Below are 20,712 nucleotides of genomic sequence, written 5' to 3'. Positions count from 1 at the left end.
CCCCGCCCAAGACAGCGGCCGTCATAGGGACGCAAGCCGCCATGCAAGTGAAACACCTGCTGCTGATCGCCATCCTCGCCATGACTGCTGCTTGCTCGTCAACAAAGGACGTCGTCGACGAAAACCTGAGCGAAGTCGAGCTGTACCAGCAAGCTCAGACAGACCTGGACAATAATAGCTTCACCAGCGCCACAGCAAAGCTGAAGGCCTTGGAGTCGCGTTACCCGTTCGGGCGCTATGCCGACCAGGCCCAGCTTGAGCTGATCTACGCCAACTACAAGAACGCCGAGCCGGAAGCTGCCAAGTCCGCTGCCGAGCGTTTTATCCGCCTGCACCCGCAGCACCCGAACGTGGACTACGCCTACTACATGAAGGGCCTGACCTCGTTCGACCAGGACGTTGGCCTGCTGGCGCGCTTCCTGCCGCTGGACATGACCAAGCGTGACCCGGGTGCTGCCCGCGACTCCTACAACGAGTTCGCCCAACTGACCAGCCGCTACCCGAACAGCCGCTACGCGCCGGACGCCAAGCAGCGCATGATCTACCTGCGCAACCTGCTGGCATCCTACGAGATCCACGTAGCCCACTACTACCTGACCCGCCAGGCGTACGTCGCAGCCGCCAACCGTGGCCGCTATGTAGTGGAGAACTTCCAGGAAACCCCCTCCGTGGGTGACGGCCTGGCAGTCATGACCGAGGCTTACCAGCGTCTGCACCTGGATACACTGGCGACCACCAGCCTGGAAACCTTGAAACTCAACTACCCTGACCACCCGAGCCTGAAAGACGGCCAGTTCGTGCCTCAGGTTGCCGAAGCGGACAACCGTTCCTGGCTGAGCAAATACACCCTGGGCCTGATCGAATCCCGTCCACCGTTGCCGCCGGGCGAAACCCGCGCCAATCAGGACGTGATCAAGCAGTACCAGGATGCCAAGGATGCCATTCCTTCGGACCTCAAGCCTCACGACGAGAACGGCGACGTCATCGAAGAAGAGGAGCCGCAGGCCCTTGGCAACAACGAAGACCGTTCATGGTTCAGCTACATGACCTTCGGTGTGTTCGACTGATTGTTCGACGCAACGCAAAAGGGAGCTCTGAGGAGCTCCCTTTTTTATGAGCGAGTATTTATTGCGCTGTGCGCCCGTGGCCGCCTTGGCTAAACTGACGCATTCCTTGCCGAGAAACTGCCCATTATGCTTCGTCTACTGTTCTGGATTGCCGTCATTGCTGCCGCGGTATGGTTCTGGCGCAAATTCAAAAACCCTACAGCGCGCCAGCAACGGCCTGCTGAGCCGAATGCAGCGCTGATGGTGCGTTGCGCCCACTGCGGCGTGCATCTGCCGCAGGATCGCGCACTGAGTTCAAGCCAGGCGTGGTATTGCACCCAGGCACATCTGGAACAAGGGCCGAAATCTATCCAGCGTTGAGGCGACCGGCGGGCGAATAAGGCGTGGGATCGATGATTGGGGCCCGCGCCAACAGCAAGTCGGCGAATAACTGGCAGGAGGCCGGCGCTAGCACCAGGCCATTGCGGTAATGGCCACAATTGAGCCACAACCCCTTGAACCCAGGAACCTCACCGATATACGGGATACCCTCCGGCGAGCCAGGCCGCAACCCTGCCCAATGCCCGACCACCTCGGCGGCCGCCAAGGCCGGAATCAGCTCTACCGCAGAGGCCTTGAGGCTTTCCAACGCGGTTTCGGTCGGCGTCTTGTTGAACCCCTCATGCTCCAATGTACTTCCGATCAGGATGTGCCCATCACGTCGCGGGATCGCATACCGCCCCTTGGCCAGGACCATGCTGGATAAAAAGTCAGGCGCACCCTTGTACAGAATCATCTGGCCTTTGACCGGCTCTACGGGTAACGCCAAGCCCAGCGTGCCCAGCAATTGCCCACTCCAGGCCCCGGCAGCGAGCACCACCTGATCACCCGGAACCTGCCCTGCAGCGGTGTTAACGCCCACCACGCTGTCACCCTCGCGGACAAATCCTTGTACTTCGCAATGCTCTTGTATGGTCACACCCGGCAATGCCAGCAGCGCAGCCCTCAGGGATTTGACCAGGCGTGGGTTGCGTACATTGGCCACGTCGGCCATGTAGATCGCCCGGCAATAGCCGCCTCCCAATACCGGCACTGCATCATGGGCCGTCGACACATCCACCTTGCTTAATGGCCGTCCTTCACGCGCAGCCCAGGCCAATGCTTGACCTTCATCATCCAGGTCAAGCCAGTACAGGCCCGTGGTATGCACCTCGGGATCCACGCCGGTAGCGGCAAACAAGCGCTGCGCCAGTTGTGGGTAAAAATCCTGGGACCAATGGGCCAAGGCGGTGACCGCCGGGCTATAGCGCCATGGATACAACGGCGAAACAATCCCGCCACCCGCCCAGGAAGACTCCTGCCCAAGCCCCGCCCGCTCCAGCAGTATGATCGTCTGCCCCTCCCTGGCGAGGTTGTAAGCCGTCAACAGGCCGATTACTCCGCCGCCGACAATCACCACTTGCTGTTGCTTTGCCATTATTTGATCCAGCCGATAAACAGGGAAAGACGCGCCCGGCGCCCACTCTTCAAGCACGCTCATCATTGCCCCCAGCAGAGCTTGCGCGACATATCAGGCGCCGCTCCCGGGTTACTTCGCATACCGGTGCTGGTCAAGCTGAAGGCTGCACACGCATCACCCGCCATCAATGAATCCACAACAGGCGTAGCGAGCAGGTCAAAATCCTGGGGGTTTAAAACGACACTGATTCTATAATGATCATTGCCCGCACTGACGCCGCTTACATCAATAAAAGTGCCGTTCCTCGTATAAAAACGCTCCAAGTGCTGGGCTTGCTCGCTCAACAACGTGACGATTTGCGCTCGATAAACCTTTTTAATCTGACCGATATATCCGGGATAGGTGACCCCAGCCAGCAACGCGATGATCGCCACCACGATCAGTAACTCGATCAGGCTAAAGCCCCGGCTATCCATGCCCATTTTATTGCTCCCTATTGAAGTTGCCGCCATAAGACCCGTCGAAACCTGACGCTGCCGCCCTCCTCCACGCGTGCGTAGACCGTCTCGAGCACCGTGCGTGATTGGCCTGCGAGCCCGACTGCAGTCACCCGATACAGTGCCGCCGAGGCATGGATCGGTAGATGGACCATACCAGCCCCCATACCCAGTGCTTGAACGCCATAGAATCCCCCCATCAGCGCTACCCAAGAGACCGCCGAGGCAGGATTGGTCCCGCCGCCCACCAGCGAAAAAGCTTCAACGGGCGGCGCACAAGTGGTGACCGAGTGGCATATGGGCAATGCCCCGCCTACCCTCTGTACCGCCCACTCGCCCAACCTCAGGCCACTTTCGGCATGTTGAAATGATTGATTGCGATGCCACAGGCTGCTCGCGACTTTTTGCTGGGATACCGCCCCCTGCATGGATGACAACCCCACCTGCGATAACAGCAGCAGCAATACCAGGCTGATCAGCAACACCATCCCGGCCTGCCGCACATGAAGCCTACCAAGCATGACCATCACGCCTAACCCAGCCGATTTCGCAGCGCGGCCACGACGCTGTAGCTCTGATCCTTCACCCGTCCAGACGGGTCTTGCAGCGTCATATGGATGCGCACGCTGCGTATCAGCGACGGGTCAACCGGGTGCCTGTCGTAACGCACCACAACCGTTGATGCCGGCTGGGCCGCCATGCCAAAGCTGATGTCGAATGCCCGCACGTTATCCATCAGTACGGCTTTCGCAGGCGTTGCCGGCGTACTGATCTTCAACTGGCCTGTTTCGTAGGTGTAGGTAAGCTGGCGTATGCCAAAGCGGATCTGGCCAGGTGCGGCGGCAGGCGGTGCCCCGGCATAAGCCTGGGCCACCTCCTTGCAGTCGGACAGTACCGTCCAATCCGGCTTGCCAACGCCCTCACCGACGCTCGCCGTAACCAATGTCAGTGACTTTGCACTCGCCGACGCCTCCCAGCTTATCGGCCGATCAAAGGCGGCAGGCGCGTTGTCGATGACGGCCGTGGCCAGGCACCCCAGCATGCCTGCCTGGCGTATGTCCTGGGTAATCTTGCTCAGGACAAACCGCGCATCATCCTGCAGCACCATCGCGGCCTGCTGGCTGGCATGGGTCAGTCGCGAGCTGATCACCACCTGGCTCGCACCCAGCACCAGCACTAGCCCTACGGCGAGTGCCAGCAACAATTCCACCAGGCTGAAACCTCGAACAAGACGATTCATTGCAACGCTCCCTGATCATTGGCGATACGACTGGTCAGGGTGAAGGTTTCCCGGGCTCCAGGCCTGTTTGCCGCTCGAGCGTCCTGCCAGCTGATGCTGATGGTGACCTCATGCCCACTCAAAGCCACCGACCCTTTAGCGTCTTCGCCTGCAAAACCAATGATATTGGCCTCGAAATCGTGCAGGTCCAAGTCACGCACACTGGCAGTCGAAGTGCTGCGCGGCGCGGGCTCGGCGCTGCCCCACGAGTAATCTGCACCGGCGTTGGCGCGAATGCGGTCAAGCATGTCGTAGGCGATAAAACTGGCTTGGCTGGTCATCCTGGCGCTGTCGGTGTACTTGAGCGCATTGAGCTGGAGCACTGCAGCGCCCATCAGACCAATGGCCAGGATCAGTAGCGCTACCAGCACCTCGATCAAGGTCATGCCGGATTGGCGTCGCTGGAAAGCGCGCAGGAAAAATCGATTCGGGCAGGCGGGCATTACCGTCGTCATCCATGTCGAAGGCCGGAAAAAAGCAGGCAAAACCTGCTGTACGACCCAAGACTAGCGTCGGCTTTCAAGCGGCGCCGCTCCAGGAACAAAGGGAAATACTTTGGACATAAAGGCCATCATTCATCACCAGAGGCCCAGGGCTATACCTAGGTCTGCAACTTGTAGACCCACTCGCGTCCACGGAGGGAACGCACATGACACAACGAGGGTTCACCCTGATTGAAATGCTGCTTGGGCTGATCGTGACCAGCTTTCTTGCACAACTGGCCGTGCCCGGCTTCAAAGGGTTGCTTGAATCACAGCAGCGACAAAGCGTGGCCCAATCACTCGCTGCAGGCCTGCGCTACGCACGCGCCGAGGCCATCGCACGCAATCAGGCGGTGGTCATTCACGCGCGGGACGAGGACTGGAGCCTGGGGTGGCGGGTGATACTGGACATCAATGGGCGTGGTCACCTGGACGAAGATAACCCGGTATTGCTTGAACGACAGGACAGCGGGCATGTGCTTATCGCGGGCAATGGCCCGGTCACGAACCAGGTGCGTTTCAGCGGTTTGGGAGAGCCGGTCTTTGCCGGCGGGGGCTTCCGTGCCGGCACCGTGCATGTGTGCGACACAAGCCAGGCACAGAGCCTGTACCAGGTAGTGCTGGCGCCCAGCGGGCGCATCAGCCTGCGCAGTGTGAAAACCGAGCAGGCATTATGCCGAGGCTATACCAGCCCGTCGGGCGTCAGAGCAGCGAGCGGACCCGCAGTTCCTTGGGCATGGAGAACGTGATGTTCTCTTCACGACCAGCCAGCTCATCAGCACCGGTGGCTCCCCAGGCCTGCAACTGCTGGATCACGCCGCGCACCAGGACTTCCGGGGCCGAGGCGCCCGCGGTGATGCCAATCCGCTCGACACCATCGAACCAACTGCGCTGCATGTCTTCGGCGCCATCGATCAGGTATGCCGGTGTGGCCATGCGTTCAGCCAGCTCACGCAGGCGATTGGAGTTGGAGCTGTTCGGGCTGCCGACCACCAGCACCACATCGCACTCATCCGCCAGTTGCTTGACCGCATCCTGGCGGTTTTGCGTGGCGTAGCAGATGTCGTCCTTGCGGGGGCCGCCAATGGAGGGGAATCGCGTGCGCAGGGCATCGATTACACGGCTGGTATCGTCCATGGACAAGGTAGTCTGGGTCACGAATGCCAGGCGATCCGGGTTGTGTACCTGCAAGTTGGCGACGTCTTTTTCGTCTTCAACCAGGTAGATGGCGCCGCCGTTGCTGGCGTCGTACTGACCCATGGTGCCTTCGACTTCGGGGTGACCGGCATGGCCGATCAGGATGCATTCGCGGCCGTCACGGCTGTAGCGCGCCACTTCGATGTGCACCTTGGTCACCAGCGGGCAAGTGGCATCGAATACTTTAAGGCCACGGCCTGCCGCTTCGGTACGTACGGCCTGGGACACGCCGTGGGCACTGAAGATGACGATTACGTCGTCGGGCACCTGGTCGAGTTCTTCGACAAAGATAGCGCCGCGTGCGCGCAGGTCTTCGACCACGAATTTGTTATGGACGACTTCATGGCGCACATAAATCGGCGGCCCGAAAACTTCCAGGGCGCGGTTGACGATTTCGATCGCCCGGTCCACGCCGGCGCAGAAGCCACGGGGGTTGGCGAGTTTGATTTGCATGCTGTGCCTCGTGTCTTGCAGCCACGTTGAGTCGAATTTAACGCTGACTCAACCGACAATGGGGATCAAAGGTGGGAGGGGCTTGCTCCCGATAACGGTATATCAATCTGCAAATACTTAGCTGATACACCGCTATCGGGAGCAAACCCCTCCCACATTTTAGACCGTGTACGGTCAGTTACAGCGCTTTGACGTTGATGATCTCGACGTCAAAGGTCAGTGTCTTGCCGGCCAACGGGTGGTTGAAGTCGATGGTCACTTGCGCGTCATCGAAAGCTTTCACCACGCCAGGCAGTTCGGTATTCGCCGCATCATTGAAAATCACCAGCAAGCCTTCCGACAGGTCCATACCTTCGAACTGCGAACGCGGGATGATCTGTATGTTTTGCGGGTTGGGTTGGCCAAAGGCGTTTTCCGGCAGGATCTGCAGGTTACGCTTGTCGCCAGCCTTGAAGCCGAACAGGGCTGCTTCAAAACCCGGCAACAGGTTACCGTCGCCCACCTTGAAAGTCGCCGGAGCTTTGTCGAAGGTGCTATCGACCGTGTCGCCATTCTCCAGGCGCAATGCGAAATGCAAAGTGACTTCCGTGTTCTGGCCGATGCGTTGCTCAGCCAATACCTGATCAGTCATTGACGGTCTCTCCGGTTTTCTTGCTCTTGAACATATCCAGCGCCAGCATGATTGCACCGACAGTAATAGCGCTATCGGCAAAGTTGAACGCCGGGAAGTAATGACGGTTCTGCCAATGCACCAGGATGAAGTCGATCACATGGCCCAGGGCGATGCGGTCATACAGGTTGCCCAGCGCGCCGCCCAGCACCAGGGCCAGGGCGATAGCCAGCCAGGTGTCGTCGCGACCCAGGCGCTTGAGCCAGACCACCAGCACTGAACTCACCACCACGGCGATCAGGGCAAACAACCAGCGCTGCCAGCCACCGCCGTCAGCCAGGAAGCTGAAGGCGGCGCCGGTGTTGTAGGCCAGGGTCCAGCTGAAGTAATCCGGAATCACCACGATCTGCTGGAACATCTCCAGGGAGCCCTCGAAGTGAGCCTTGCTGACCTGGTCAATGACCAGGACCAGCAAACTCAATACGAGCCAGCCCAGACGTCCAAAACGACTGGCTGAGTTAGGCATAGTGGCGAACCTCGCCAGCACCGCTGATGTTGTCTACACAACGGCCGCAGATTTCCGGGTGCTCAGGGTTCACGCCGACGTCTTCACGGCAGTGCCAGCAACGAGCGCACTTGGGGAAGGCCGACTTGACGACTTTGAGCTTGAGGCCCGGTACTTCGGTAGCCAAGGCGTCAGCCGGGGCTTGAGCAAACGGTGCCAGGCTGGCAGTCGACGTGATTAACACGAAGCGCAGTTCGTTGCTCAGTTTGGCCAGGTCGGCAGTCAGGCCTTCCTCGGCAAACAGGGTGACTTCGGCCTGCAAGTTGCCACCGACGGCCTTGGCCGCACGCTGAACTTCCAGCTCCTTGTTCACGGCAACTTTTACCGCCATCACGCCTTCCCAGTACGCGCGGCCCATTTCGAAGTCGGCCGGCAACTCGGTCAGGCCTTCGTACCAGGTATTGAGCATCACCGATTCGTTACGCTCGCCCGGCAGGTATTCCCACAGTTCGTCGGCGGTGAAGGCCAGGATCGGCGCGATCCAGCGCACCAGGGCTTCAGAGATGTGATACAGCGCGGTCTGCGCCGAACGGCGCGCCTTGCTGTTGGCGCCGGTGGTGTACTGGCGGTCCTTGATGATGTCGAGGTAGAAACCACCCAGTTCCTGCACGCAGAAGTTGTGGATCTTCGAGTACACGTTCCAGAAGCGGTACTCGCCGTAGTGTTCTTGCAACTCGCGCTGCAGCAGCAGGGTACGGTCCACGGCCCAACGGTCCAGGGCGAGCATGTCCTCAGCCGGCAGGATGTCGGTGGCCGGGTTGAAACCGGTCAGGTTCGACAGCAGGAAGCGTGCGGTATTGCGGATGCGGCGGTAGGCATCGGCACTGCGGGCCAGGATCTGGTCCGATACGGCGATCTCACCCGAGTAATCGGTCGACGCCACCCACAGGCGCATGATGTCGGCGCCCAAGGTGTCGTTGATTTTTTTCGGTTCGATCACGTTTTTCAGCGACTTGGACATCTTGCGGCCCGTCTCGTCGACGGTGAAACCGTGGGTCAGCAGTTCGCGGTACGGCGCATGGTTGTCGATGGCGCACCCGGTGAGCAACGACGAGTGGAACCAGCCACGGTGTTGGTCGGAGCCTTCCAGGTACAGGTCGGCACGCGGACCGGTTTCGTGGCCCACCGGGTGCGAGCCGCGCAGCACGTGCCAGTGAGTAGTACCAGAATCGAACCAGACATCGAGGGTGTCGCTGATCTTGTCGTACTGCGGCGCTTCATCGCCTAGCAGCTCTGCAGCGTCCAGCTTGAACCAGGCTTCGATACCTTCCTGTTCAACCCGCAGCGCCACTTCTTCCATAAGCTCGACAGTGCGTGGGTGCAGCTCGCCGCTTTCCTTGTTGAGGAAGAACGGGATTGGCACGCCCCAGTTGCGCTGGCGGGAGATGCACCAGTCCGGACGGTTGGCAATCATCGAGTGCAGGCGCGCCTGGCCCCAGGCCGGGACGAACTGGGTGTCTTCGATGGCTTTGAGCGAGCGCACACGCAGGGTGTCGCCGCTGACCGGCTCTTTGTCCATGCCGATGAACCACTGCGCGGTGGCGCGGTAGATCAGCGGGGACTTGTGGCGCCAGCAATGCATGTAGCTGTGCTTGATGGTGTCGGTTTGCATCAGCGCACCGACTTCACGCAGTTTGTCGATGATCGGCTGGTCGGCCTTGAAGATGAACTGGCCGCCGAAGAACTCCAGCGAAGGCACATAAACGCCGTTGCTTTGCACCGGGTTGATGATGTCATCGTTGACCATGCCGTACTTCTTGCAGATCACGAAGTCGTCCACGCCATAGGCGGGCGAGCAGTGAACCACGCCGGTACCCGAACCCAACTCGACATAGTCAGCCAGGTACACCGGCGACAAACGGTCGTAGAACGGGTGACGGAAGTTGATCAGCTCCAGTGCGGTACCGGTGGTGGTGGCGATCACCGAGCCTTGCAGCTCGTAGCGAGCCAGGCAGGCCTCGACCATTTCCTCGGCCAGCACCAGCAGACGATCACCGACGTCCACCAGGGCGTAGATGAATTCCGGGTGCACGTTCAGCGCCTGGTTGGCCGGGATGGTCCACGGGGTGGTGGTCCAGATCACGATGGCAGCCGGTTTGCTCAGGCTCGCCAGGCCAAAGGCCTCGGCCAGCTTGGCGTCGTCGGCGATCGGGAACGCCACGTCGATGGTCGAGGACTTCTTGTCTTCGTACTCGACTTCCGCTTCGGCCAGGGCCGAACCGCAATCGAAGCACCAGTTCACGGGCTTGAGGCCCTTGAACACGAAACCACCCTTGACGATTTCGGCCAAGGCACGGATTTCACCGGCCTCGTTCTTGAAATTCATGGTCTTGTACGGGTTGTCCCACTCGCCCAGCACGCCCAGGCGGATGAATTCGGACTTCTGCCCTTCGATCTGCTCGGTGGCGTAGGCACGGCACAGCTCGCGGGTCTTATCCGCGCCCAGGTTCTTGCCGTAGGTCACTTCGACTTTGTGTTCGATCGGCAGGCCGTGGCAGTCCCAACCAGGGACATACGGCGCGTCGAAGCCCGAAAGGGTCTTCGAGCGGATGATCATGTCCTTGAGAATCTTGTTCAGCGCATGACCGATGTGAATCGTGCCGTTGGCGTAAGGAGGGCCGTCGTGCAGGACGAATTTCGGACGATCCTTGCCAATTTCGCGCAACTTTCCGTACAGGCCAATACTGTCCCAGCGCTGCAGGATCTGCGGTTCGCGCTGTGGCAGGCCGGCCTTCATTGGGAAGGCGGTGTCCGGAAGGTTTAGCGTGGCTTTATAGTCGGTCATTTAAGGCTCTTCGGTTAGCGATGGGCGCTAGGTGCGGCTAGTGCACGGGCGGCGGCGACATCCGCATTGATCGCCGTTTTCAACGCCTCCAGGGAGGCGAAACGCTGCTCTTCACGCAGCTTCTGGTGGAAAACCACCGTCAAACGCCGGTCGTATAAATCACCGGCAAAATCCAAAAGGTGAACTTCCAGGTGGGCCTTGCCATCACCTGCAACCGTGGGCCTGACGCCTATATTGGCGACTCCCGGCCACGATTGGCCGTCGATATCGACGCTCACTAGGTAAACCCCGGTCAACGGTACACGACGGCGCTTGAGTTGCACGTTGGCAGTTGGCGTGCCCAATTGGCGCGCCAGCTTCTGACCGTGCAATACCCGTCCGGCAATGCGGAACGGGCGACCGAGCAACCGCTCGGCCAAGCCGAAGTCGGCAGCAGCCAGGGCGTTACGCACCTGGGTGCTGCTCACGCGCAGACCGTCCAGTTCGACGGTTTGCGCGGCTTCGACGGTAAACCCCTGGCTGGCGCCGGCATGTTGCAGGAAATCGAAATCCCCGACCCGGTCACATCCGAAACGGAAGTCGTCGCCGACTTCCAGGTGTTGCACCCCCAGGCCCTCCACCAGGATACGATCAACGAACTCGGTGGCGCTGAGGCTACGCAAGCGCTGGTTGAAAGCCAGGCAAAGGACGCGGTCCACACCCTCTTCGGCCAGCAGTTGCAGCTTGTCGCGCAGGCGTGCCAGACGGGCCGGCGCCGTTTCCGGGGTAAAGAACTCCCGCGGTTGTGGCTCGAAAATCACCACGCAGCTGGGCACGCCCAACTCGACCGCACGCTCGCGTAGCCGGGCCAGGATAGCCTGGTGGCCACGGTGTACACCGTCAAAGTTGCCAATAGTGGCGACGCAGCCCCGATGCTCGGGGCGCAGGTTGTGAAGACCTCGAACCAGCTGCATAACGCGCTTCTTGCTCATAAAGTGGTCGATTATAACCACACCCAGCCCCGGACGACAGGCAACAGCGCAGGCCAAATGGGTCGATTCGATAAAACACCCGTTTTATCGCGGCAAACTCTCTATCCCAGCGACTTGCGATTGAAATGCCGCAGGCGGAAACCCTGCAACAGCAACATGCCGAAGTACACCGCCGCGCCCGCGACCACCAATACACCCAGGCGCATGAAGCGCTCCAGCATATCGCCATGGCCCCAGGCCGGCATTACGTGCATCAGGCCAACGAGCACGGCGGACATCGCGGCGACTGCCACCAGCAGCTTGAGGGAGAACACTCCCCAACCCGGCAGTGGCTGGTACATCTGCTGTTTGCGCAGTTGGTAAAACAGCAGGCCGGCATTGATGCAGGCGCCGGCACTGATCGCCAACGCCAGCCCTGCATGGGCCAAAGGCCCGATAAATATCAGGTTGAGCAGTTGCGTGACGATCAGCGTGAAAATTGCGATTTTCACCGGGGTGCGGATGTTTTGCTGCGCGTAAAAACCAGGCGCGAGCACCTTGATCACAATAATGCCGAGCAGGCCGACGGAGTAGGCAACCAGCGCGTGCTGGGTCATCAAGGCGTCATGCGCATCGAATTCTCCGTATTGAAACAGCGAGACCGTGAGCGGTTCGGCGAGGATCCCCAGGGCCAGGGCGCATGGCAATACCAGCAGGAAGCACAGGCGCAGGCCCCAATCGAGGATTCGCGAATACTCCTGGCGGTCCTTGCTGGCGTAGGTGCGCGCCAGGGTCGGCAGCAGGATCGTGCCCAACGCCACGCCAAGCACGCCGGACGGCAACTCCATCAGGCGATCGGCGTAGTACATCCACGACACCGAGCCCGAGACCAGCAGCGAGGCAAACGCGGTGTTGATGATCAGCGAAATCTGGCTCACCGACACCCCGAGGATCGCCGGCAGCATATTGCGCATCACGCGCCAGACACCGGTGTCCTTGAGATTCAGGCGCGGCAGCACGAGCATGCCGATTTTCTTCAAGTGCGGCAGCTGGTACAGCAGCTGCGCCAGGCCTCCGGCCAGGACCGCCCAGCCCAGGGCCATGACCGGCGGATCGAAATACGGCGTGAGGAACAGCGCAAAAATAATCATGCTGACGTTAAGCAGAGTCGGAACGAAAGCAGGCACCGAGAAACGGTTCCACGTATTGAGGATCGCCCCGGCCAGGGACGACAGGGAAATCAGCAATATATAAGGAAAGGTCACTCGCAGCAGATCAGTGGTCAGTGCGAATTTTTCCGGAGTATTGGCAAATCCCGGGGCTGTGGCCCAGATCACCCAGGGTGCGGCGAGCATGCCGATCAGGGTCACCAGCATCAGCACCAGGGTCAGCAGGCCCGAGACGTAGGCGATAAAGGTACGGGTCGCCTCCTCGCCCTGCTGGGTCTTGTATTCGGCCAGGATCGGCACGAAGGCCTGGGAAAACGCGCCCTCGGCGAAGATCCGCCGCAACAGGTTGGGGAGTTTAAAGGCAATAAAGAAGGCATCCGTGGCCATGCTGGCGCCAAAGATGCGCGCCAGCAGGGTGTCACGCACAAACCCCAAAACCCGGGAGATCATCGTGATAGAGCTGACGGCAGCCAACGATTTGAGCAGATTCATTGAAAGAGTTTGCGCCTATAGATAAAGAGCAGGCGAACAAAGCGCCCACTTATGCGATACTGCGCGCCTGCAACAGCACAGAGCCAAAGCTCGCGAGTTTACAGGTCAAGCGCCGGAAATAAATCACCCGCCTCTTCAGATCGACCACTCAGCAGTTCGCATCAGCCGCCCTTGACAACCCATCAAGTCATCGGCATGATTCGCGGCCTATTTTGTTTGCTATTTCCTAAAAAGTCTTTCGAGGAGCTCGACGGTGGCCAACACACCTTCCGCCAAAAAACGTGCAAAACAGGCTGAGAAGCGTCGCAGCCACAACGCCAGCCTGCGTTCCATGGTTCGTACCTACATCAAGAATGTAGTTAAAGCCATCGACACCAAAGACGCTGAAAAAGCCCAAGCTGCTTACGTTCTGGCCGTGCCAGTTATCGACCGTATGGCCGATAAAGGCATCATCCACAAGAACAAGGCCGCTCGTCATAAGAGCCGCCTGAATGGCCACATCAAGGCTCTGAGCGTTCCTGCTGCTGCCTAAGTGGTAACAACTGCCACGCAGCCCTGGTTGCGAAACAGTTAAGAAATGCCCCGTACCGAAAGGTCCGGGGCATTTTTGTTTGCCCACAGATTCATCACAAATCCCTTTGTGGGAGGGGGCTTGCTCCCGATAGCGGTGTGTCAGTCTGAATATCTGGTACTGATACACCGCTATCGGGAGCAAGCCCCCTCCCACATTAAAACGCAAAAAAAACGCCCCGAACCAGTCGGGGCGTTTTTGCTACCTATTGATCAAACCACAATCAATGGTGATGACCGCCTTCACCGTGGACGTGGCCGTGGGCTACCTCTTCCTGGGAAGCGTCGCGAATGGCAACGATCTTCACTTGGAAGTTCAGGCGCTGGCCTGCCAGTGGGTGGTTACCGTCGACGGTCACGTCGTCGCCGTCCAGGTCACGGATGGTGACGATCTGCATTTGGCCGTCCGGCGCGGAAGCGTGGAACTGCATGCCCACTTCCAGCTCGTCAACGCCTTCGAACATGCTGCGGCTCAGGGTGCTGACCAGCTCGGCGGAGTATTCGCCGTAGGCATCTTCAGGTTCTACGGCGACAGTCAGCTCGTCACCGACGCTCTTGCCTTCCAGGGCCTTTTCCAGGCCCGGGATGATGTTACCTGCGCCTTGCAGGTAGACCAGCGGCGCGCCGCCGGCTGAGCTGTCGATGACCTCACCAGCGTCGTTGGTCAGGGTATAGTCGATGGAGACAGCCTTGTTAGCGGCGATCGTCATGGGGCGAGACCTTTTGCATAAGAATGAAGAACGGACAAGTCTAAACAAGGATTTGCCCGAAAGCGAACAGAACCCGGACGGACGGGGCCGATCAACGGCATCCTTCATCACCGGCTTCCATCAGGACGACGACCGGCATTGGGTCGTCGAACTGTCCTGCGGGCACACCCAGCACCTGCGCCACCAGCCGCCCTGGCAGTCGCGCGCCTGGGTATTGGACCCTGCGCAACGCCTTGAAAAAATAGGCCAACCCTTTGTGTGCGGCTGGTGTGCGCAAGCGCAAGAATAACGCTAACCTTGGCGCCTGATCCGCGGTAGGCATTCAAACATAGAGCGCCACCCAAGCCATGCACCTCCAGAGAATCCGCATGCAGACTTTTTTTATCGCGCCCACCGATTTTGGTGTGGGCCTGACCTCCATCAGCCTTGGGCTGGTGCGCACCCTGGAGCGGGCCGGCCTTAAGGTCGGCTTTTTCAAGCCGATTGCCCAGCCTCACCCGGGCGATACCGGCCCGGAACGCTCCACTGAACTGGTGGCACGCACCCACGGGCTCAAACCGCCCCAACCTTTGGGCCTTGCCCACGTAGAGCGCATGCTCGGCGACGGCCAACTCGATGAGCTGCTCGAAGAAATCATCACCCTCTACCAGCAGGCCGCCGTGGGCAAGGACGTGCTGATCGTCGAAGGCATGGTGCCGACCCGCAGCGCCAGCTACGCGGCACGGGTCAACCTGCACCTGGCCAAGAGCCTGGATGCCGAAGTAATCCTGGTCTCGGCACCAGAAAACGAGGTGCTCACCGAACTTTCTGGCCGGGTGGAATTGCAGGCGCAATTGTTCGGCGGCCCGAAAGACCCGAAAGTGCTGGGCGTGATCCTCAACAAGGTGCGCACCGACGAAAGCATGGAGGCTTTCTCGGCGCGCCTGAAAGAGCATTCGCCGCTGTTGCGCAGTGGTGACTTTCGCCTGCTCGGCTGTATCCCCTACCAGCCCGAGCTCAACGCTCCGCGCACCCGTGACGTGGCCGACCTGATGGGCGCGCAGATCCTCAACGCCGGCGACTACGAAAGCCGGCGCATGACCAAGATCATCATCTGCGCGCGCACCATGCGCAACACCGTGGAGTTGCTCAAGCCCGGCGTGCTGGTGGTAACCCCAGGAGATCGCGACGACATCATCCTCGCCGTCAGCCTGGCCGCGATCAACGGCGTGCCGCTGGCCGGCCTGCTGCTGACCAGCGACACCCTGCCCGACCCGCGCATCATGGACCTGTGCCGCGGCGCCTTCCAGGCCGGATTGCCGGTGCTGTCGGTGAGCACGGGCTCATATGACACCGCCAACCAGCTCAATAGCCTCAACAAGGAAATTCCCATTGATGACCGCGAGCGTGCGGAGATCATCACTGACTTCGTCGCCAGCCATCTCGATGCGCGCTGGCTGCACCAGCGTTGCGGTACGCCACGGGAGATGCGCCTGTCGCCGGCCGTGTTCCGCTACCAGTTGATCCAACGCGCCCAGGCCGCCAACAAGCGCATCGTGTTGCCCGAAGGCAGCGAGCCGCTGACCGTGCAAGCCGCCGCCATCTGTCAGGCCCGAGGCATTGCCCGTTGCGTGCTGCTGGCCAAGCCGGAGGATGTGGAGGCGGTCGCCCGCGCCCAGGGCATCGAACTGCCCGAGGGCCTGGAGATTCTCGACCCGGACCTGATACGCCAACGCTACGTCGAGCCAATGGTCGCGTTGCGCAAGACCAAGAGCCTCAACGCGCCCATGGCCGAGCAACAGCTGGAAGATACCGTGGTGATCGCCACCATGATGCTCGCCCTGGACGAAGTGGACGGCCTGGTCTCCGGGGTTGTTCACTCCACCGCCAATACCATTCGCCCTGCCCTGCAGCTGATCAAGACCGCGCCAGGATGCACCCTGGTATCGTCGGTGTTCTTCATGCTGTTCCCCGAGCAGGTGCTGGTGTACGGCGACTGTGTGATGAACCCACACCCAAGCGCCGCGGAACTGGCGGAAATCGCCCTGCAAAGCGCCGATTCCGCCGCCGCGTTCGGCATCACGCCACGGGTGGCAATGATCAGCTATTCCAGTGGTGATTCGGCCAGTGGCGAAGAAGTGGAAAAAGTCCGTGAAGCCACCCTGCTCGCCCACGAGCAGCAAAGTTCGCTGCTGATCGATGGCCCGTTGCAATACGACGCCGCCGCCAACGAAAACGTCGCCCGGCAACTGGCCCCCAACAGCCAGGTTGCGGGCAAGGCCACGGTGTTCGTGTTCCCAGACCTGAACACCGGCAACACCACCTACAAAGCCGTACAACGCAGCGCCGATTGCGTAAGCCTGGGGCCGATGCTCCAGGGCCTGCGCAAACCGGTCAACGACCTGCCGCGTGGCGCCCAGGTAGACGACATCGTGTACACCATCGCCCTGACGGCGATCCAAGCCGCCAACCGACCTATGGATATCTAAATGCTGGATTTTCTACCTGCCGCCGTACGCGGGGTAATCGCTTCGCTGCTGCTGGCGCTGAACACGATCCTGCTGTGCTCGTTCCTGTTTATCGTCGCACTGTTCAAGGCGCTGCCCTTCGCCAAGCGCTTCAGCGAGTGGCTGATGAACCATACCCATGAAGCCTGGGTGACCAACAACAAGGGCTGGATGAACCTGGTACGGCGCACGCGCTGGCACCTGGCTGGCCTCGAGGGCTTGGACTACCAGCACTCCTACCTGGTGACCAGCAACCACCAGAGCTGGGTCGACATCATGGTGCTGCAATACGTGCTCAATCGGCGTATTCGCCCGTTGAAGTTCTTCCTCAAGCAGGAATTGATCTGGGTGCCGGTGATTGGCCTGGCGTGGTGGGCACTGGGCTTTCCCTTTATGAAGCGCTACAGCAAGGCTTACCTGGAGAAGCACCCGGAAAAGAAAGGCAAGGACCTGGCGACCACCCGCAAGACCTGCGCTAAATTTCGCGACAACCCGGTGGGCATTTTCAACTTCGCCGAGGGCACGCGGTTTACGCCGGGCAAGCACGCGCAGCAAAACTCCCCATTTCGCTATTTGCTCAAGCCCAAGGCCGGCGGCATTGCGTTTGTGCTGGATGCCATGGGGGAGCAGTTGAAGTCACTGGTGAATGTGACCATTCACTATCCAGCCGGGCGCCCGGGATATTGGGATTTGCTGTGCGGGAATGTGAAGGACGTGGTGGTGCGGTTTGAAGAGGTGCAGATTCCGGCCGAGTTTATCGGCAAGAATTATGAGCAGGACGGGGAGTATCGGTTGGCGTTCCAGGGGTGGATTAACCAACTGTGGGAAGCCAAGGATGCGTTGCTGGATCAGCTTCACACCGAATTCCCAAGCAAGCGATGATCAACCTGTGGGAGGGGGCTTGCCCCCGATGAGGGAGTATCAGTTGATGCAGCCGTAGCTGACCCACCGCTATCGGGGGCAAGCCCCCTCCCACATTTGACCGCGCTCGATCTTGAAGATGTAAAAAAGCCCGCCACCGAGTCATCGGTGGCGGGCTTTTTTGTAGCGTCAAACCTTAGATCGCGCCGCGCTGGCGCAACAACTCCAGCACTTGCTTGACACTGTCTTCCAGCGACAAGGCCTGGGTATCGAGCACCAGGTCGGCGTTCAACGGCACGTCGTACGGGAAAGACTCACCCGGGATGTTATCCCCACCCGCCGCGTACAAACCTTGCGGATCACGCTCGGCGCACACCAGCGGCGAGGCCTGCACATAGACCGTCAGCAGACGGTCAGCGCCGATCAGCGCCTTCGCCTGCTCACGGCCTTCGGCATCCGGCGCGACGAATGCGGCCAGGGTCAGCAAGCCAGCCTCGTTGAACTGGCGTGCTACGTGAGCTGCACGGCGCCAGTTCTCGGTACGCCCGGCACGGTCCTGAGGCAAGCCCTTGTTCAGGTCGTGACGCAGGTTCTGGCCGTCCAGTACAAACACCGCACGCCCCATATCGAACAGCTTGCGCTCAACCGCGTAGGCCAAGGTGCTTTTGCCAGCGCCGGACAGCCCGCTGAACAACACCGTGGCCGGCTGCTGGCCGAAACGCAGGGCGCGCTCTTCGGTGGCGACATGCGCGAGACTGCCGTGCTGCGCAGAACCGCCATGATTGACCGGCGGCGCGATGATCATACCCGCAGCCACGGTGCCGTTGGTCAAACGGTCGATGACGATAAAGGCGCCGGTGGTGCGATTGCTGTCATAGCCATCCAACGCGATGGCGGCGTCGAGGCTGACCTTGACCCGGCCGATTTCGTTGAGCTGCAGCGAACTCGCCGGGCCTTCGGCCAGGGTGTTCACATCCACGCGGTGCACGATGCTGGTGATGGAGCCCGGCACGTAGCTGGTGGCGCGCTTGATATCGTATTTCTTGCCCGGCAGCATCGGCTCTTCGGCCATCCACACCAGCATGGCGTCGAAAGCGTCGGTCACTTGCGGCACGTTATCGGCATGCACCAGCAGATCGCCACGGGAGATGTCGATCTCGTCTTCCATGGTCAAGGTCACGGCCTGGCCTGGGCCGGCGTTTTCCAGCTCACCTTCGAAGGTAACGATGGATTTGACCCGGCTGCTCTTGCCCGACGGCAGCACCACCACTTCGTCGCCCTTGTGCACGATGCCGCTGGCCAGGGTGCCGGCGAAACCACGGAAATTCAGGTTCGGGCGGTTGACGTACTGCACCGGGAAACGCAGGTCGGTGTAGTTGCGGTCATTGGCGATCTCGACGGTCTCGAGGATCTCCATCAGCGACTGGCCGGTGTACCAGGGCGAACGCTCGCTCTTGTTCACCACGTTGTCGCCCTTGAGCGCCGACATCGGTACAAAGGCCAAGGTGCTCGGCTTGAACGCAATACCTTCGGCGAACTTCAGGTAATCGGCCTTGATCGACTCGAAGACGCTTTGATCAAAGCCATTGATGTCCATCTTGTTGACGGCCACCACGATGTGTTTGATCCCCAGCAACGAGGCGATGAAGCTGTGGCGACGGGTCTGGGTCTGCACGCCGTAACGGGCGTCGATCAGGATGATCGCCAGGTCGCAGGTAGACGCGCCAGTGGCCATGTTGCGAGTGTACTGCTCATGGCCGGGGGTGTCGGCGATGATGAATTTGCGCTTGGCGGTGGAGAAATAGCGGTAGGCGACATCGATGGTGATGCCCTGCTCACGCTCGGCCTGCAGGCCGTCGACCAGCAAGGCCAGGTCGATATCGTCGCCCGTGGTGCCGGATTTCTTCGAATCGCGGGTGATGGCTTCCAGGTGATCTTCGTAGATCATCTTGGAGTCGTGCAGCAGGCGCCCGATCAGGGTGCTCTTGCCGTCATCGACGTTACCGCAGGTCAGGAAGCGCAACATTTCCTTGCGCTCGTGCTGGGCCAGGTAGGCGAGGATGTCCTCGCTGATCAAATCAGATACGTGCGACATGACAACCCCTTAGAAATAACCCTGACGTTTTTTGTCTTCCATGGAGCCGGCACCATCGTGATCGATGACCCGGCCCTGGCGCTCGGAAGTTCGCGTCAGGAGCATTTCCTGAATGATGTCCGTCAGCGTCTCGGCTTCGGACTCCACCGCACCCGTCAACGGGTAGCAGCCAAGGGTGCGGAAACGTACTTTCTTTTTGACGATGCGGGCTTTGTCTTCGTCGGACAGGTGCTCGAGGATGCGGTCGTCGTCGATCATGATCAACGTGCCGTTCTTTTCGATCACGTCGCGCTCGGCGGCGAAGTACAGCGGCACAATCGGGATGCCTTCCAGGTAGATGTACTGCCAGATGTCCAGCTCGGTCCAGTTGGACAGCGGGAACACGCGGATCGACTCGCCCTTGTTGACGTTGCCGTTGTAGACGTTCCACAGCTCCGGGCGCTGGTTCTTCGGGTCCCAGCGGTGCTTGCTGTCGCGGAACGAGTACACGCGCTCCTTGGCACGGGATTTCTCTTCATCGCGACGGGCACCGCCGAACGCTGCGTCGAAACCATACTTGTCCAGGGCCTGCTTGAGGCCCTCGGTCTTCATGATATCGGTGTGCTTGGCGCTGCCGTGGGTGAATGGGTTGATGCCCTGCGCCACGCCATCGGGGTTGACGTGGGTGATCAGGTCCAGGCCCAGCTCTTCAACCATGCGGTCGCGGAACTTGTACATCTCCTGGAATTTCCAGCGGGTGTCGACGTGCATCACCGGGAACGGCAGCTTGCCTGGAAAGAAGGCCTTGCGTGCCAGGTGCAGCATCACGGCGGAGTCTTTACCGATCGAGTAGAGCATCACCGGGTTGTCGAACTCGGCGGCGACCTCGCGGATGATGTGGATGCTTTCCGCCTCCAGCTGTTTCAGATGCGTCAGTTTGTCGACCATGGTTACTCACGGAAAAAACGATCTTATGGACGGCCAGCGGGCCGTGTTCGAGCGAGGCATGCTAGCACAGCACCTGCTT

The 20,712-nt window shown here is 60.2% G+C and carries 21 protein-coding genes; 7 read left to right on the top strand and 14 right to left on the bottom strand.

The window, feature by feature from the left end:
- The first annotated feature begins 41 nt into the window (after positions 1–41).
- Complete coding sequence (locus BLU48_RS01045) at positions 42–1,067, top strand: outer membrane protein assembly factor BamD (RefSeq protein WP_046070855.1); 1,026 nt, start codon at positions 42–44, stop codon at positions 1,065–1,067.
- A 126-nt stretch (positions 1,068–1,193) separates the two neighbouring features.
- Positions 1,194–1,427 carry a PP0621 family protein gene (locus tag BLU48_RS01040; protein ID WP_043049303.1) on the top strand — a complete coding sequence of 78 codons (234 nt, stop codon included), beginning with the start codon at positions 1,194–1,196 and terminating at the stop codon, positions 1,425–1,427.
- On the opposite strand, the gene thiO is transcribed toward BLU48_RS01040, so the two are convergent.
- From thiO to pilV, 5 genes are all read right to left on the bottom strand, one after another.
- Positions 1,414–2,523 carry a glycine oxidase ThiO gene (gene thiO / locus BLU48_RS01035; RefSeq protein WP_057024897.1) on the bottom strand — a complete coding sequence of 370 codons (1,110 nt, stop codon included), beginning with the start codon at positions 2,521–2,523 and terminating at the stop codon, positions 1,414–1,416. The two genes, BLU48_RS01040 and thiO, sit on opposite strands and share 14 nt — an antisense overlap.
- Positions 2,524–2,585: 62 nt before the next feature.
- Positions 2,586–2,987 (bottom strand): type IV pilin protein, encoded by a 402-nt coding sequence (locus BLU48_RS01030; RefSeq protein ID WP_057024896.1) that lies wholly within the window; start codon positions 2,985–2,987, stop codon positions 2,586–2,588.
- An 11-nt stretch (positions 2,988–2,998) separates the two neighbouring features.
- A complete protein-coding gene (locus BLU48_RS01025) occupies positions 2,999–3,529 on the bottom strand; it encodes a PilX N-terminal domain-containing pilus assembly protein (RefSeq protein ID WP_057024895.1) in 531 nt (176 codons plus the stop codon).
- A 5-nt stretch (positions 3,530–3,534) separates the two neighbouring features.
- Positions 3,535–4,242, bottom strand: coding sequence for a prepilin-type N-terminal cleavage/methylation domain-containing protein (locus BLU48_RS01020; protein WP_057024894.1), 708 nt, complete (start codon positions 4,240–4,242; stop codon positions 3,535–3,537).
- Positions 4,239–4,724, bottom strand: coding sequence for a type IV pilus modification protein PilV (gene pilV / locus BLU48_RS01015; RefSeq protein ID WP_057013836.1), 486 nt, complete (start codon positions 4,722–4,724; stop codon positions 4,239–4,241). The genes BLU48_RS01020 and pilV overlap by 4 nt, the downstream gene beginning before the upstream one ends.
- A gap of 206 nt (positions 4,725–4,930) precedes the next feature.
- Between pilV and BLU48_RS01010 the strand changes: the two genes are divergently transcribed.
- The gene (locus BLU48_RS01010) at positions 4,931–5,512 is read left to right on the top strand and encodes a GspH/FimT family pseudopilin (protein ID WP_057024893.1); all 582 of its coding nucleotides are present in this window, start codon (positions 4,931–4,933) and stop codon (positions 5,510–5,512) included.
- On the opposite strand, the gene ispH is transcribed toward BLU48_RS01010, so the two are convergent.
- From ispH to murJ, 6 genes are all read right to left on the bottom strand, one after another.
- Positions 5,466–6,413: a 4-hydroxy-3-methylbut-2-enyl diphosphate reductase gene (ispH, locus tag BLU48_RS01005; protein WP_034118029.1), complete on the bottom strand. Its 948-nt coding sequence runs from the start codon at positions 6,411–6,413 to the stop codon at positions 5,466–5,468. The two genes, BLU48_RS01010 and ispH, sit on opposite strands and share 47 nt — an antisense overlap.
- Before the next feature lie 178 nt (positions 6,414–6,591).
- Positions 6,592–7,029: an FKBP-type peptidyl-prolyl cis-trans isomerase gene (locus tag BLU48_RS01000; protein ID WP_172833437.1), complete on the bottom strand. Its 438-nt coding sequence runs from the start codon at positions 7,027–7,029 to the stop codon at positions 6,592–6,594.
- 7 nt (positions 7,030–7,036) lie between these two features.
- Complete coding sequence (gene lspA, locus BLU48_RS00995; RefSeq protein ID WP_046070847.1) at positions 7,037–7,549, bottom strand: signal peptidase II; 513 nt, start codon at positions 7,547–7,549, stop codon at positions 7,037–7,039.
- Complete coding sequence (gene ileS, locus BLU48_RS00990; RefSeq protein WP_057024891.1) at positions 7,542–10,373, bottom strand: isoleucine--tRNA ligase; 2,832 nt, start codon at positions 10,371–10,373, stop codon at positions 7,542–7,544. Before ileS ends, lspA begins: the two co-directional genes overlap by 8 nt.
- A 14-nt stretch (positions 10,374–10,387) precedes the next feature.
- A complete protein-coding gene (ribF, locus tag BLU48_RS00985; RefSeq protein WP_043049285.1) occupies positions 10,388–11,326 on the bottom strand; it encodes a bifunctional riboflavin kinase/FAD synthetase in 939 nt (312 codons plus the stop codon).
- A 119-nt stretch (positions 11,327–11,445) separates the two neighbouring features.
- On the bottom strand, positions 11,446–12,984 hold the full coding sequence (murJ, locus tag BLU48_RS00980; RefSeq protein WP_057024890.1) for a murein biosynthesis integral membrane protein MurJ: 1,539 nt from the start codon (positions 12,982–12,984) through the stop codon (positions 11,446–11,448).
- Between the two features lie 253 nt (positions 12,985–13,237).
- On the opposite strand from murJ, the gene rpsT reads away from it, so the two are divergent.
- Complete coding sequence (gene rpsT / locus BLU48_RS00970) at positions 13,238–13,516, top strand: 30S ribosomal protein S20 (protein WP_003188401.1); 279 nt, start codon at positions 13,238–13,240, stop codon at positions 13,514–13,516.
- A 262-nt stretch (positions 13,517–13,778) separates the two neighbouring features.
- Here rpsT and BLU48_RS00965 read toward each other — a convergent pair whose 3' ends face one another.
- Complete coding sequence (locus tag BLU48_RS00965) at positions 13,779–14,264, bottom strand: FKBP-type peptidyl-prolyl cis-trans isomerase (protein WP_027606858.1); 486 nt, start codon at positions 14,262–14,264, stop codon at positions 13,779–13,781.
- Between BLU48_RS00965 and BLU48_RS00960 the strand changes: the two genes are divergently transcribed.
- From BLU48_RS00960 to BLU48_RS00950, 3 genes are all read left to right on the top strand, one after another.
- Positions 14,263–14,553: a DUF3565 domain-containing protein gene (locus BLU48_RS00960; RefSeq protein WP_057024889.1), complete on the top strand. Its 291-nt coding sequence runs from the start codon at positions 14,263–14,265 to the stop codon at positions 14,551–14,553. The genes BLU48_RS00965 and BLU48_RS00960 overlap by 2 nt on opposite strands.
- A gap of 79 nt (positions 14,554–14,632) precedes the next feature.
- Complete coding sequence (pta, locus tag BLU48_RS00955) at positions 14,633–16,732, top strand: phosphate acetyltransferase (RefSeq protein ID WP_057024888.1); 2,100 nt, start codon at positions 14,633–14,635, stop codon at positions 16,730–16,732.
- Positions 16,733–17,632 (top strand): acyltransferase, encoded by a 900-nt coding sequence (locus tag BLU48_RS00950; protein ID WP_057024887.1) that lies wholly within the window; start codon positions 16,733–16,735, stop codon positions 17,630–17,632. It abuts the gene before it with no gap.
- A gap of 175 nt (positions 17,633–17,807) precedes the next feature.
- Here the strand turns inward: BLU48_RS00950 and cysN are convergent, their stop codons facing one another.
- A complete protein-coding gene (gene cysN, locus BLU48_RS00945) occupies positions 17,808–19,706 on the bottom strand; it encodes a sulfate adenylyltransferase subunit CysN (RefSeq protein ID WP_057024886.1) in 1,899 nt (632 codons plus the stop codon).
- Between the two features lie 9 nt (positions 19,707–19,715).
- A complete protein-coding gene (cysD, locus tag BLU48_RS00940; protein WP_057024885.1) occupies positions 19,716–20,633 on the bottom strand; it encodes a sulfate adenylyltransferase subunit CysD in 918 nt (305 codons plus the stop codon).
- Between the last annotated feature and the right edge of the window lie 79 nt (positions 20,634–20,712).

Source organism: Pseudomonas synxantha, from assembly GCF_900105675.1.
Lineage (GTDB): Bacteria > Pseudomonadota > Gammaproteobacteria > Pseudomonadales > Pseudomonadaceae > Aquipseudomonas > Aquipseudomonas synxantha.
This window is presented reverse-complemented; position numbering and strand designations above follow the sequence as displayed.

Excerpts from the sequence above, each read along its gene's own strand:
- BLU48_RS01045 (WP_046070855.1), top strand. The coding sequence starts at position 42 with ATGCAAGTGAAACACCTGCTGCTGATCGCCATCCTCGCCATGACTGCT.
- BLU48_RS01040 (WP_043049303.1), top strand. The coding sequence starts at position 1,194 with ATGCTTCGTCTACTGTTCTGGATTGCCGTCATTGCTGCCGCGGTATGG.
- thiO (WP_057024897.1), bottom strand. The coding sequence starts at position 2,523 with ATGGCAAAGCAACAGCAAGTGGTGATTGTCGGCGGCGGAGTAATCGGC.
- BLU48_RS01030 (WP_057024896.1), bottom strand. The coding sequence starts at position 2,987 with ATGGGCATGGATAGCCGGGGCTTTAGCCTGATCGAGTTACTGATCGTG.
- BLU48_RS01025 (WP_057024895.1), bottom strand. The coding sequence starts at position 3,529 with ATGGTCATGCTTGGTAGGCTTCATGTGCGGCAGGCCGGGATGGTGTTG.
- BLU48_RS01020 (WP_057024894.1), bottom strand. The coding sequence starts at position 4,242 with ATGAATCGTCTTGTTCGAGGTTTCAGCCTGGTGGAATTGTTGCTGGCA.
- pilV (WP_057013836.1), bottom strand. The coding sequence starts at position 4,724 with ATGCCCGCCTGCCCGAATCGATTTTTCCTGCGCGCTTTCCAGCGACGC.
- BLU48_RS01010 (WP_057024893.1), top strand. The coding sequence starts at position 4,931 with ATGACACAACGAGGGTTCACCCTGATTGAAATGCTGCTTGGGCTGATC.
- ispH (WP_034118029.1), bottom strand. The coding sequence starts at position 6,413 with ATGCAAATCAAACTCGCCAACCCCCGTGGCTTCTGCGCCGGCGTGGAC.
- lspA (WP_046070847.1), bottom strand. The coding sequence starts at position 7,549 with ATGCCTAACTCAGCCAGTCGTTTTGGACGTCTGGGCTGGCTCGTATTG.
- ileS (WP_057024891.1), bottom strand. The coding sequence starts at position 10,373 with ATGACCGACTATAAAGCCACGCTAAACCTTCCGGACACCGCCTTCCCA.
- ribF (WP_043049285.1), bottom strand. The coding sequence starts at position 11,326 with ATGCAGCTGGTTCGAGGTCTTCACAACCTGCGCCCCGAGCATCGGGGC.
- murJ (WP_057024890.1), bottom strand. The coding sequence starts at position 12,984 with ATGAATCTGCTCAAATCGTTGGCTGCCGTCAGCTCTATCACGATGATC.
- BLU48_RS00960 (WP_057024889.1), top strand. The coding sequence starts at position 14,263 with ATGGGGCGAGACCTTTTGCATAAGAATGAAGAACGGACAAGTCTAAAC.
- BLU48_RS00965 (WP_027606858.1), bottom strand. The coding sequence starts at position 14,264 with ATGACGATCGCCGCTAACAAGGCTGTCTCCATCGACTATACCCTGACC.
- pta (WP_057024888.1), top strand. The coding sequence starts at position 14,633 with ATGCAGACTTTTTTTATCGCGCCCACCGATTTTGGTGTGGGCCTGACC.
- BLU48_RS00950 (WP_057024887.1), top strand. The coding sequence starts at position 16,733 with ATGCTGGATTTTCTACCTGCCGCCGTACGCGGGGTAATCGCTTCGCTG.
- cysN (WP_057024886.1), bottom strand. The coding sequence starts at position 19,706 with ATGTCGCACGTATCTGATTTGATCAGCGAGGACATCCTCGCCTACCTG.
- cysD (WP_057024885.1), bottom strand. The coding sequence starts at position 20,633 with ATGGTCGACAAACTGACGCATCTGAAACAGCTGGAGGCGGAAAGCATC.